9 protein-coding genes are annotated in these 14,013 nt (G+C 40.2%); 1 reads left to right on the top strand and 8 read right to left on the bottom strand.

Annotation, left to right across the window (positions count from 1 at the left end; genetic code table 11):
• Positions 1-157: 157 nt before the first annotated feature.
• Positions 158-2,692, bottom strand: coding sequence for a DEAD/DEAH box helicase (locus DWX57_RS12005; RefSeq protein WP_120124401.1), 2,535 nt, complete (start codon positions 2,690-2,692; stop codon positions 158-160).
• A gap of 272 nt (positions 2,693-2,964) precedes the next feature.
• On the opposite strand from DWX57_RS12005, the gene DWX57_RS14830 reads away from it, so the two are divergent.
• Positions 2,965-3,405 carry a helix-turn-helix domain-containing protein gene (locus DWX57_RS14830; protein ID WP_207666525.1) on the top strand — a complete coding sequence of 147 codons (441 nt, stop codon included), beginning with the start codon at positions 2,965-2,967 and terminating at the stop codon, positions 3,403-3,405.
• Positions 3,406-3,609: 204 nt separating this feature from the next.
• Here DWX57_RS14830 and DWX57_RS11990 read toward each other — a convergent pair whose 3' ends face one another.
• The 7 genes from DWX57_RS11990 to DWX57_RS11960 all read right to left on the bottom strand — a co-directional run bounded on the left by DWX57_RS11990 (position 3,610) and on the right by DWX57_RS11960 (position 13,844).
• Positions 3,610-4,494 (bottom strand): endo alpha-1,4 polygalactosaminidase, encoded by an 885-nt coding sequence (locus DWX57_RS11990; RefSeq protein WP_243106231.1) that lies wholly within the window; start codon positions 4,492-4,494, stop codon positions 3,610-3,612.
• 286 nt (positions 4,495-4,780) lie between these two features.
• Positions 4,781-6,118 (bottom strand): aspartate kinase, encoded by a 1,338-nt coding sequence (locus tag DWX57_RS11985; RefSeq protein ID WP_117550958.1) that lies wholly within the window; start codon positions 6,116-6,118, stop codon positions 4,781-4,783.
• 316 nt (positions 6,119-6,434) lie between these two features.
• Positions 6,435-6,776, bottom strand: coding sequence for a hypothetical protein (locus tag DWX57_RS11980; RefSeq protein WP_022216291.1), 342 nt, complete (start codon positions 6,774-6,776; stop codon positions 6,435-6,437).
• Between the two features lie 117 nt (positions 6,777-6,893).
• A complete protein-coding gene (locus DWX57_RS11975; protein ID WP_243105869.1) occupies positions 6,894-7,883 on the bottom strand; it encodes a sensor histidine kinase in 990 nt (329 codons plus the stop codon).
• 278 nt (positions 7,884-8,161) lie between these two features.
• Positions 8,162-8,944, bottom strand: a complete 783-nt coding sequence (locus DWX57_RS11970; protein ID WP_243002918.1) for a LytR/AlgR family response regulator transcription factor — start codon at positions 8,942-8,944, stop codon at positions 8,162-8,164.
• 67 nt (positions 8,945-9,011) lie between these two features.
• A complete protein-coding gene (locus DWX57_RS11965) occupies positions 9,012-10,655 on the bottom strand; it encodes an InlB B-repeat-containing protein (protein ID WP_243106230.1) in 1,644 nt (547 codons plus the stop codon).
• Positions 10,656-10,724: 69 nt separating this feature from the next.
• Entirely contained in the window at positions 10,725-13,844 is a 3,120-nt protein-coding gene (locus DWX57_RS11960; protein ID WP_120124396.1) for a diguanylate cyclase domain-containing protein, read from the bottom strand.
• Between the last annotated feature and the right edge of the window lie 169 nt (positions 13,845-14,013).

Below are 14,013 nucleotides of genomic sequence, written 5' to 3'. Positions count from 1 at the left end.
CCCTTCTGTAGCAGTCTCTTGTGCTAGAGCAGATATAAAATCATATTTTCTCACGCGAAAACCACCTTTCTTTTATTTATATCTTTATAAGCATAAAAATACCTGCAATCCATCTCTGAATTACAGGTATTGAATAATAATTTTGTATGCAACAATATTATTTTGTTCTATGATAGTATTCTTCTGAATACAACTCCCTTATATCTTTCAAATTTAAGTGATGTAAATCAATTAAATTTTGAAGTTTTTCATCTGAAATATCATATAAGTTATATGGTTTTAATTCTTTAATAAACCTTTTTATAGACTCCTTAAAATTTTTCAGCTTTCCTCTCCTAATGATTCTAACTTCATGCGTAAAATCACCATAATACGACAAATCTTTTGTTGGAATCAATAAATATCTATTTACTAATACATTATCACCATATTCTGTCTCAAACCATGCACAATGATTATTCATTTGTCCAGCTTCATGTTTACTTATTTCTTGCCTAGTTTCCTCTACTTCACTTTTACATTCAAAAAAAGCATATTCATCGTTAGTTCCACACCATAAATTATCTGGTCCTTTACGAATTTCTGTATCTGGACGCTGACTCACAAATCCCAGTAAATCACCAATTTGCTTGAGCGCAGATTCAAATTTATCGGCTTCAATTCCGAATGATAAATTATCCAATATTTCATTAACTGCCAGCATTAATTCATTATAGCTCTTATACCGTTTCAAATATTGAGAAATCCTATTAATTCTATTCTCATTAATAAATGATACCTTGGTATATTCAACTCCTGTTTTAGGTTTCAATAATTGAGGATTTGATTGAAACGCTGCTTTTTGAATTTTAATAGATTCCTCCTTCCTAATCGGATAATAATAACGAGCAAGTTGCTGCAAATACCATCCTTTTTCTAATGGGTCCATTACATATTTATCAATAAATTTTTGCATTGCAGAAGAAGCCTTTTCATACTCTTCTACACTATACATTTTCTCTATAATAGACTCTTCTAATAATTGATCATATATACTAGACTCATTTTCTTCTTCTTCAATCGATTGCATTTCGTCATTATAATACTCTTTCCATCCTTCATCTCTAGACAACATCTGTTTTATCAATGAAATAATTGGCTTCATAGTGGATTCGGTTTGATTCGAATCTTCACTCGCCATTTTAACAATCTCAAGTCCAATATCTATTTGTTTTTGCGTCTGCAATGAGAAATATTTTTTTGTTGTAACACTTCTCATAAATTTTACAAGATCTGAACCAATTATTAAAATAGCACAATAGTCCTTTTCTCCTCTAACCCCTCTGCCCAAACCTTGCTCAATTTTTTGCGCTATTTTTTTGTTAATTATTTCACTATTTGGCCGACACTTCTTTTCATATTTATCAGATAAACTATTAAAATATGGCATAGAATCCATTATCAATACTCTGCAACTTTCATCTGGCAAATCTATTCCATCATATCTATTATTAATAACAACAAGCCTTTTAAATTCTCTCTTTTTGAGGGATTCTATTACATCAAAGATATTATTTTTATCCGCACAAATAGCTCCCAAATTACTATACTGTTTCGCTTTTCTAGTGTTAGGAACCAGTGATACCATACCGAATTTTTTATTTTCCATTCTTGCAAAATACGTTACCACCAAATCTCTATCACAATTCTCATCTATCAATGATGGGATTATTACCATTTTCTCTCCAGACCATTTTTGTTTCTTGAACATCAATGGACATTTTACAGCACTTGTACTAAATGAAAGCCCTTTAACAAAAAAAGCATCATCCTGTGTTGTTGCAGACATCAAAACCCTATGTTTTGCCTTTGAAAATGACCCGAATACATCAACGCTAGCGTTGTAAGGAACTATTTCAATTTCATTTCCGGAAATATAGCAACTGTAATCTGTAATTCTATCTCTCATTAAAGGCCATACAAACTGTATTGATGGTATATCATTTGCTTGTGACAGTATTTTTAGCATCTCTGTTTTTTTATCATACCAACTCCAATACGGAATAGGCATAAATGTATCATAATCGCCATTTTTTATATCTAAAAAGCTTCCCTCTCCCTGGTCTACCAATTCATCTGAAAATAATGATACTATTTTTTGATATACATAGTCCGAATCACTTTTTTTTATACTGATAGTCTGAGAATCTTTTATTACATCAATACATGCATGTGAATCATCTAATATTACTGTGTCAACATCAATAAAATTATTACCTATTCCAAAAATTGATTTACCATTAAAAACCTTATATGCATGAGTTATAAGAATTTTTTCACCACATACAAATTCATCTGGGATTTGATTATCGTTCCCTATCTCACAATATGGTATACCAAATTTTTCTGCTTCTGCACATACCTGAGCAGTTAAGTATACATTTGGACAAATATATAAACATGGTCCATTTTTAGAATTAATCATAGATTGTAATAATAACAAACCTATTAATGTTTTCCCCTCTCCTGTATGCAATTTTATAACTAAATCTCTATCATCACGATGGTTTGTATACCATTCACTTAAAATATACTCTTGAGCAGGGCGTAACGGACCGGCAACACTTTTTCTATCTAATGTAGAATATAATTCACAAGGCTCTGTTTTTCTTTCTATTTTGGCAGAATTAAGTTTTTTCTTGAAATCAATCATTTTTGCCATCTCCCTTCATATTTTTATGAAGAACATAATATATTTTTCTTACATATTATACCATAATTCCACAAAAATCGAATTGTGTGTTCTTATCTATTTTCCTAAAAATCTTAAAGCAAATATAATTCTCATTTTACTTTTTCAGAAATTCCAGCTTGACCTTATACTGTGAGCCTTTGATTTCCTTTCCATCTTTGGTATAGGAATAATCCTCTATTCCCTCCGGGATAAGGTAGGCATCATAACTTCCTTTCTTTCCCTTTAATCCTTTGACGAAAGTCTTTTTCCCCCTCCCGCATACTCTTGATCTGCGTATCGGAAAGGACTGTTCCCATACGCTTCGTGTTGCTGAGGCAAAAAAGACGCCAAAAAACTACTATTCACCAGCTATTTCTCGCGTCATTGATTATATCTATCATGAAAAAAATAAAACTTTAACCTTAAATCAACTGGCATCTTTAGTTAATTTAACACCTAAATATCTGTCTGCCCTGTTCCATATAGAAACCGGACAGACGCTTACTGTTTTTATCCATAAAGTTCTTATCGAAAAGGCAAAGAATTTGCTGGCACATTCTGACTACAGTCTGGGCGAAATCAGTACTTACTTGAATTTTTCATCTCAAAGTTATTTTATTTCTATTTTTAAGCGATACACTGGTATAACCCCTGGACAATATCGTAAACTGCACCGCCAGATTAGTTGGTAAAGTAAAGAATAAAATAAGAATATCGATGATTAAACGTTACTATCGCCAGAACTTTTCTCATCTTGGAGATAAAAGAAAGCTACCAGTTTTTCCATAAGTCCACAGGGGATAGCCGTTTTAGCGGCGCAAGGGGGTGTAGCCACCTTGACGGAACGAAGTGACGAAACTTAATTTGCTCATCTTTTTCGTATTTCTCAACACTCATTATCTAAGTTCAAGGGAATTGGAAATATAAAAATGGAAATCTTGCTCCTTGCAGTATTCTTTTATTTTTTGAATCAGTTTTTGATTAGTTGTATATTCCAACAGATACACTTCCACCCCATCCGCCTTGCACGTTTCCAAATATTTGCAGAAATAATCTCTCGTCTCGCTCGTTTGTTCACCAAAAGTTCCGCTATCAAAATCAATACTGCTCCATACTGATTCCTGATTTACACCTGTCATAATCTGATCAATCGCCCCATAGCGTTCCCTATATTCCGCCACATAAGTATCTCCACCGTTGATGATGACCGCTTTTCCCAACGTCATTATGTTTTGTAGAATCGCTGTAATGCCTTCAAAGATACTCTCGTGCGGATCGTAATAATATACATCACAATTATCTATAAAGAATCCGTCAACACCTTTTTCATATAGTTCCTGAGAAAGCTGTCCCATAAACTTCTGCCAGTCTGGGTTTGCTACATCTACCCATTCTTCTTCCTCCCAGTGCTCATACTCACCGATTGCCAGTTCCGCATAGGTTGTATAGTACTCCCTGAAGTTTTCAATCGACCCAATATTTAGATATGTATATACGACTGTTCCATTTTGATGGAGCAATTCAATATCCCTTTTTGTAAAATACTGTGCATCAATTACAATCGTTTCATACGTTTTAAATCGTTCCAAAGATGAGGCGTCCGCATTTAAAAACACCCCATAATCGTTTTTCTCAAATTCCTTTGCTTGATTGGCTTTCACAAAAAAACATCCACCAATAAACATTAGAACAAATAATACAGCCAAGGCTACTGCTTGTTTGGTCCTCTTCCCGCACAATGCCTCCCACACCCTTTCGGTAATTCTCGTTTTTTTCCTCATGACTATCACATTTTACACATTGATGATTATGTTTTCCCAGATTTGTTGCTCAATTTGCATTCAAATTATACCCTAAAACTTGTGAACAGTTCTACCGTCATTTCTCTCATTGCTACTTTTTGTGGGCTGTTTTTTCTTATTGCCATAAAAATAACCTCCAAACTGAGTAATTTTATCTTACATCAGTTTGGAGGTTTTCCGCCATATTCTGCCCTGTGCTGCCCCATTCTGCAAAGGTATGCATTATCAATACGTGCCCACCCCTACGATGCTTAGCAATCTGTTATTACTTGTCTGTTATAAATGTGTTATATATTGCCTTTATGGCTGTCTCAAAATCACTGTTCTTTACTCCGATTATGATATTCAGCTCTGATGAACCCTGGTCTATCATCTTTATGTTGATGCCTTCCTTTGCAAGTGCACTGAACAACTTGCCTGCTGTACCACTTGCTGACTTCATTCCACGGCCTACAACAGCTATAAGTGCAAGTCCTGACTCAATCTCAACTGAATCCGGCTCTGCAAGTCTATGGATGGCAGATATAACTCTCTGCTCCTTGTGTACGAATTCATCTGCATGAACTACGATAGTCATCGTGTCAATACCTGATGGCATATGCTCAAATGAGATATCATTCTCCTCAAATGCCTGAAGCACCTTTCTTCCAAATCCTATCTCTGAATTCATCATAGCCTTCGTAATAAATATTGTGCAGAAATCCTTCTTACCTGCAATACCTGTTACAACATAATCCTGCTTCTGGCAGGTACTCTCAACTATCCAGGTTCCTGCGTCCTCAGGCGCATTTGTGTTGCGGATATTGATTGGGATACCACAGTGGCGTACAGGGAATATCGCATCCTCATGGAGAACTGATGCACCCATGTATGAAAGCTCACGAAGCTCTCTGTAAGTAATATATTTGATCGGCTTTGGATCTGGAACAATACGTGGGTCAGCTACAAGGAAGCCTGAGACATCTGTCCAGTTCTCATATACATCGGCTCTGCTTGCCTGTGCGACGATCGAGCCTGTTACATCTGAACCGCCTCTGGAAAATGTCTTTACCTTGCCATCCTTGCCAAGTCCATAGAATCCTGGAACAACCGCATGCTGTGTCTTGGCAAGTCTCTCACCAAGTACCTTCTCCGTCTTATAGCTATTGAGATTGCCCTCTGCATTGAAAAAGATAACCTCTGCAGCATCTATAAACTCAAAGCCAAGATATGCAGCCATAATCTTACCATTGAGGAACTCTCCTCTTGATGCCACATAGTCCAGTGTGCACATTGGGTCCGGATTGGTAAGATCCTCCAACTGCTTTGTAATCTCCTCAAAATCCTTATCAAGTGAAAAATCCTTAATCTCAAGGCCTGTGATGATCTCATCATATCTGGCCTTGATCGCCTTCACTTCCTCTGTGAAATCATTCCCTGCCTTCGCAGTTTCATACACATGAAGGAGCATATCTGTTACCTTTGTATCATCTGAAAATCTCTTTCCAGGTGCAGAAGGAACAACGTATACACGGCTCTCATCTGATGTGATGATTGCTCCAACCTTTTTAAACTGCTCTGCACTTGCCAATGAACTTCCGCCAAATTTTACTACCTTTTTCATAATTCCACTATTTCCTTTGCCATATTCTTATTTGAATGTCTTTCTTCTTAAGATTCGCTGGCGAATCTTGCCGCAAGCTGCCAGTCAGCTCTGCTGACATATATCATATCAGCGGCTCAGCAATCCTCACGGAGTGTATATCTCTGCCGAAAATAGAGTCCAGACTGAGATATAAAACATAAAAATACACATGCATTTTATACGTCTTTTGGCAATATATCAAGAGAATTTTAATTTTTGCTATTAAAAAAGGGCAGGCACTCCAATGCGCCCGCCCCTCTGGTATGCAGTCTTCACCACATGATCTAATAATAAACTATTTTGAAATTTCTTCCTTAACCTGAGCAACCCACTCATCAACCGTACCATACCAGTCGATCATTTCCTGAAGCTTTTCTTCCTCAACATCATCATCGCTCTCTAAGATCTGTTTATGCTCATTGAGCACACCGGCCATGTCGACCATTGTATCAACCAAATCCTGATCATAAGCCTGTGGATTTTCGTTGATAATGTTTGCAACCTCATTAAAAGATGTACTTGTCTTATTGAACGCATCAATCGCAGGCTGCTTATCTGCACCGCCGCACGCCACCAGCGACATTCCCATCATCATGGTCATTATGAGAACCATCAGTTTTTTCATTGTCTTTTTCATAATAATTTCCTCCTCTTTATTGCAATCACATAATCTGAGTATATTTTATTATGTATTTGCAATCAGTGAGGTCTAAATGCACGAATCGTACCAAAAATGTATCGAATCGACACTCTTTTACAATGACAGTCTGAGCGTAAACTTGCCATCATTTTCCGCAAAGCTGAAAACCCCGCCGTAACGCTGCACGATCGCACATATGCTCTGAACGCCTATACCATGTCCTTCCATATCAGACACAGGTATTCCATTTTGAAACTTTATGGGAGCTTTACAGTCATTTACCACCTGTAAAAAAAGGTGTTTATTTCTTTCATAAAAATTCACATCAATCTCGCATGATCTTCCCTCTGCAGCCAAAGGCACACATGCATGCAAGGCATTTTCCAAGGCATTAGACAAGAGCACACACAGATCACTTTCCGACACAGTAAGATCTGCGGGAATTGCACATTGTATCTTTATTTCAATTTCTTTCTTCCTGGCTCTACCCGCAAATGAAGATAGGATAAGATTCACTGCCTCATTTTCACAGTATATTTGGACCTTCTGCGCCTCAATCTCCTTACATATTCCCGATATATAAGCCTGCGCCTGTTCAACTTCACCATTTTCTATACATGTAGACACATACTGCAGGTGATGACGCATATCATGGCGATACTGTCTGGTCAATGTCTGCGACTCACGCAGACTGCTGATTTCCCTCACCGCCTGACTTAACTGCAGATCCAGATTATTCCGGATCAGCTTCATCTCATTCTGCATCTGTTCCTTTTTGGAGTTATATAAGAGAAAGGCCAGATATGCAACACAGCATACAAAAGGCATAAATTCCGCTACAACGTAACTGCCACTCAAAAGAAGGTTCGTATACACTATTGTAAAATAGTCAAATACATAATATAGCGCCGGTATGATTCCAAACTGCCATTGCTCCCTGAGACTTTTATCTGACAATCCTCTGACTGCAGGTGACACAAAATGAAGCAGAAGCAGCAATGCAGGGATTGTAACCACAAGTTCTGTAATATCCTGCATCATCTGCCTTCCCGAAAATGCAGCAACTGTGGCAAGTGCAACCCATCTTCTAAGTTCGCAGCACAAGTATGCCGCCTGTACAGAAAAAACAGACCACAGCAATTTTCCTGTCAACATCCAGAGAACAATGACCAATGGAAGATGCACCGCCAACGGATAAATATGTCTTACAAAATCAGCGCCCTTGCTGAAATATAATATGCTCTGTATCAGCGGGAGTAAAACCATGCATCCTATGAAAATGAGTTTTCTTTTCCTAGTGGACAGCGCATTACAAAAAGACGCTGATAATATTCCCCCAAAAAAGCTCACAGCCATATTGTTAAGGAGCGAAATATATAGGCTCATATCATTACCTGCCTGTTCTGGAACGCATATTCAAGGAATGCATCCTTTACTTCATTGTATTTTCCCCGTGGAACCGGTATTTCTGCAAGACTAGACATGGTAATCCCCCTAAATGTTATGTTTTGCACATATTCCAGATTTACCAGATAAGAACGGTGAGGTCTGTGAAAAAAAGGATACGTGGAAAGCTGCTTTACAAGCTCATCCATGCTGCCGGCGCTTTCCAGTACTTTTCCTGTATTCAGGTGAAATATAAGGGTGCGATGAATGACTTCGCAATATTCCAGGGCTTTTATATCTATACGGGTGATTCCACTCTTACATCGCAGAATGAGGCTGGTCTCCGCCTCCTTTTTACAGGCTGCAAGCACAGAATCAAGCAAACGGAAAAAGCTCTCTGCCCAGATGGGCTTTAATTGATAATAGTATGCACCTATAACGTAAGACTGCACCGCAAACTCAGAGGACGAAGTGACAAATATGATCTTGACGTTTTTATCGTATTTTCGTATCTCCGTTGCCGCTTCAATTCCATTCTCTCCCGGCATCAAGACATCCATAAACAGGATATCATATCTGTTTCCCTTCTCTATTTCCGCCACCAGGTCAAAAGGATGATTAAAAATACTGTATTCTATTTTGCAGTCTCTCTCCGCACAATACTGTTCCATAAGCCTTTGCATCTCAGCAAGCACAGAAACATCATCATCACAAAACGCAATCTTTGCCATAATCCCCTTTATGCCTCCTTGGCGCCAAATATTTTCTCCAGCACTCATTATCGCATATTTTTCACAATTCGACAACAAAGGGGCTATTCTTCGTTTTGCATCGATTTATACGAATTTATTTTCTCACCCACCTGGCATAGAGTTTCCTGCTGCCGGTGCTGCCGGCTGCAATCTTCGTAACCTTTTTCTTGAATTTTGGATCGCTGTACCACCCCTTGAATGTATAACCCTTTCTGACCGGCTTCTTCAAGACTATAGTCCTAGATCTGACGGTATAACCGGCTGGATTGGACCGGCTGTTTGTCCCCTTGCCAAGCCTGTACTGGATCTTATACTTTACCAGCTTCCATCTTGCGTATAATGTCTGATTCCTGGTGGTCCTCACAACCGAGCTGCTGCCGATCCTGCTGCCGCCACTCTTTGCTGTGTACCAGCCTGCAAATGTATATCCCCTTCTGGTCGGTGCCGGCAGTGCTCCGTAAGTTTTTCCACAAATGACTGTCTTACTTCCAGAACTCACACGCCCTCCATTTGGAGCAAATGCTATTCTCACGCGCTTTACTGTGTCCGTATATTTTGCAGTAAAAGAAAGCTTGGTGGATGCTCCCGCCACACGCAATGTAACTTTTTTACTTCCCGCCTTCCACGTCATCTGATTTAAGGCATATGCGATAATCCCATTTTGAATACCCGAAATGCTCGGCGGATATGACGCATTGTCAGTGCTAACTTCGAATTTGGTTTTACCTGCATTGAGATTTTTCTGAATCCTGTCAGCGTAGGCCCGCGCCCACTTTGCGGCATCTCCGTTTCTGACAAAGTAGTTGTCTGCCAGGCTTGTAGAACGTGTACCATAACCGCTTGCCATATAAATCTTATTATGACCGTTGTGTGCCAACGCCATGAGTTCATCCGTCAGTCCAAAATACAAATGCGTAGGATCAAAGTTATAATAATTGTCTTTTGTATCATCCCATGTACAGTCCACCTGATACCATTTGCCATCCAGCTTCATGGCATTCCAGGTATGTCCATCATAGGTATCCCTTGTCTCAGCATTTGTTATGCCGGCTGCAGTAAGCAGTTTTGAATAGGCACTCTCATAGGCTTGACATGTCCCCAGCTTTCGTGTCAGTGCGCTCTCTGCCGAAGACCATTTCAGGGAATGATCGTAATCAAGCTGCTGCAACAGCCAGTCATGCAGCCACAATGCCTTTTCATAGTCTGAACCATCAGTCTCCTTGCTGCACTTTTTTACAGCAGCATTCACGATGTCACCCACGCTCGGATAAGCCCTGTCAGATACCTGTATATTTGTGCTCACACGCATATAATAGACCCCTGAGGTTTTATCCATTACATAAAACCTGAAGTTATAGACTCCCGAAGCAGCCATTGTGAATTCAAAGTCGTGAGATTCGCACTCATCTGTGTATTGAATCCACGCTCCGCGGCTTGGATCCGCCACGGATTCAAAGCTGTACTCACCCGGATCGGAATAACTCGGTGCATCCATTCTGAACAAATACCGGCCACTGCCACCATCCGCTGAAACATGGAATGTTGTATCCTCTCCTAATTTCGGTTCGTTCCATTCAACCTTTAATGCGACACCTTTTTGAGGATCACTTTCAGCACTGTACTTGTATTCTGTAACTCCCTCTTGGGGATTTGTTGATGAACCAGAAGATTCTTCCTGCGCATAGCCTATCACACGAATCGTCGATACACCTGTCATCACCAGTATTAATGTCAACATAAATGTTGCTAATTTCCTTTTTATCATAAGCAATACCTCGTCACTTTCACAAATCATGCACCCTTAAATCTACTCCCCATGCCTCTTCACCTCAATCCTGCCTCTTCCACTCTCCTTAACATCATAGAGGGCGTTATCCGCCTCCTCATACATCTCGTTGAATGTCAGTTCAGTTCTTGCGATCACCGCACCCATGGAGATTCCTGTTCCTCCCTCTGTGGCCTTCACAGTCAGGTTCACCTTGTCAAATATCTGCTGGGCACGTTCCCTTATCACGTCATCAGACACACTCTTGTTGAAGAACAGCATGGCTGCAAATTCATCACCGCCCATACGGCATGCATGGTCATCACCGCGGAGTGCCGCCTGCAGTGTCTGTGCCACAAGGACAAGATATTTGTCGCCATTGTGATGTCCGTAGGTGTCGTTGTACTGCTTGAATCTGTCTACATCCATCATGATCATCACCGCTGTGTGCGTACACTCAAGAAGTCTCTGCTCCATGTCACTTCTAAATGCCGCATGGTTCAAAAGTCCTGTGAGGGGATCTGTACGATAGGTATTCTCCCAGTTTCTGAGTCTCACATCCGCCTTATTCTGCTCCGCATCTGTCAGCATCTTCAAAGCATATGTACTTGATACATCCACTATTACTATTTCTCCTCTGTCTTTTTGAAGTGCCGAATCATAAAACATTCTTCCAGTGCACAATACATATATATCCCTGCCATCCTTCCGGTGTATCTTGTGTTCCTGAAATACAAATGTGCTCTTTGCCAGATTCGCATTTACCTGACAAAGATATTCCGTTTTATCCTCGTCCGGTATAAGGTCGATCTGGGTTATGATATTATTCTCTATGTCCTCCTTGCTGTAACCCGTAAGCTCCTCAAAATTATCGTCTACAGATATGATCCTCCAGTTTTCATCCACCAGATATCTGCTATATTTGACTGCATGTACACGAAACGCATCCTTGCCATATTCAGTAGAATCCACCATCTGTCTGCGCGCCATAATCCGGATCTCTGTCTGTTCGTCGTCTGTGCTGGCACCATCACCATCAGCGTCCGCCAGACCATCTTCTGGGGCAGTTCGATCACAAACATTCTCTCCATTACCATCTGCACCGACACCACCATCAGCAGCCCCTTGCTTTGAGTCAGCTGCCAGCGAATCTGCATACTTCTCTGATACAAGCCTGATAAACTCCGAAACTATATATGGATCAAACTGGCTGCCCGCGCAGCTCTTTAATTCTTCTATCGCTTTTGGTATCGACATACCCTTTCTGTAAGGTCTGTCATTGATCATTGCGTCAAATGCATCAACCACCGCGATCACACGTGACAGAACCGGTATGCTTTCACGGCTCAGTCCATCTGGATATCCATTTCCATCCCATCTCTCATGATGATGCCTTATCTCCTCCGCGATCTGTCTGAGTTCTGTGTTGCTCATGGCGATCTCATAACCCTTCTCAACGTGGGAACGCATGATCTTCCATTCCTCATCCGTGAGTTTCCCCGGCTTGTTGAGTATCTCCATAGGAACTCCTACCTTCCCTATGTCATGGAGCAGACAAAGCAGCGCCAGCTTGCTCTGCTGGATATCTGACAGCTCTATTCGTCTGCCTAGCTCAGCCCCCAGCTCCTGTGTACGACGCACATGCTGTTCCGTATCGCTGTCGCACTCCTCAAGAGCCCTTATGAGTGATGTCAGCATATCTGAGTGCGATGATTCACTGTCCACAAGCTTTTTTGTCTTCATGGCTGTTGCCGCATCAATGATTGCAGCGACTATGCTCTGTCCCTCATCCGCAGCCACCCCCACTGCATACTGTATACTTCCATTATACTGTTCTTTGACCCTTTTGACACATGCAGCCATCTCTTCCTCACTGCTGTGACTGCAAAGTGCTATCAGGTGCGCATCAATACCCCTGACATAATATGTTCTCTCCGGAAAGTTCTTTCTCATGATGCCCGCAAGTGCATTTATCCTCTGGTCACCCGCCTGATTACCACGAGTGCTGTTGATCACAGACAATCCGTTGATATCGCATATTGCCACTCCAACCGGAAACGTAAAATGGTCCACCTCTTCCATGGCAAGTCTCTGAAAGCTATCCCATTTCTGAAATCCTGTAAGCATATCCGTCTCCAGAGATATATCAGAAAATACAAACATCTGACCAAGTCTGTGGCCTTCCTTGTTGTCAAGCCTTCTGATATCGCACCTTAAAGGTCTGTCTCCATCATCACCTTTTATATAGCACTGCAGAGAAAAACTGTCGTCATCAGCTGCAAAATCAACGGACAGATCATACGTCTCAAGAAACTGCTGCAGATTCTCACATTTGCAGAGGAGTTCCTTTCCAAGGAAATCATCCGCCCTGTCATTGTGCAGGATCAAATGGTTGTCATAATCAAACAAAACTATTCCCTGACCTATATTCTCGAATATGTTTGTCTTTAGTTTGTTGAGCATGCCATGGGTTGAATAATTAAAGCAGCTCCAGTACAGAATGAATGATGTAAGACTGTAGCCACAGATGGAATAATCCAGAAGTTTGTACACCTCCGCTCCCGGAGCGTAGAGAAATATTGCATTTATCCCAACGAGCGCAAGAAGTCCCAGAATGACACTGCTGTACTGCAAACGATATTCATGTGGGATCTTGCAAAGTTTCTTTACAAGGAGTATGAGTACTACACACACCAGCGCATATGAAAAAACCAGATGCATATCATACAGCAGTTTCATATCATAGCTGTATTTCGCTATCACGGTGTCTCTTCTGACATACCCTATCGCTATATTTTTGAATGGATTTATGGCAAATATTACAAGCTCATACAGACAGTAAAAAAAGCATACGCCTATCGCCGCTCTTCCACGCTTTGAAAAACGTCCTTTTGTAAAATAAACAATAAATATGAGCAGACATACCAGCATATAATCAATGCTTACGAAATATATACTCGACATGACGGACATGGCCATATACGAATCGCTTATAATGCTGATAAGATAACTGACATCGACTATAGCTGCTCCTATGCAGGCAAGTCCCAGAAACCTTCCAGTCGTCTTATTCTTTTTTATGGATTTCATCGCCAGTATAATATCCATGACGGCTATTATAATTGACGAAAAGACATATATCTTTAAAACGACTTCATTCATACTCATTCCTCCTGAACACCAGCCATACAAAATTTGCCTATATTTTACTACTTATCAAGATATGGGGCAATGTGGAAATTTTACCTATTCTCTCCCTTTTGAACATAAATTTCACTTGGTCTGACGGAATTCAAATATTGAACACACCTGTATTTGATGATAAAATCTA

The organism is Coprococcus sp. AF19-8AC (assembly GCF_003603115.1).
In the GTDB taxonomy this organism is placed as follows: domain Bacteria; phylum Bacillota; class Clostridia; order Lachnospirales; family Lachnospiraceae; genus Coprococcus; species Coprococcus aceti.
The sequence above is the reverse complement of the archived record's forward strand: the minus strand, read 5'-3'. Positions and strand labels throughout refer to the sequence as shown.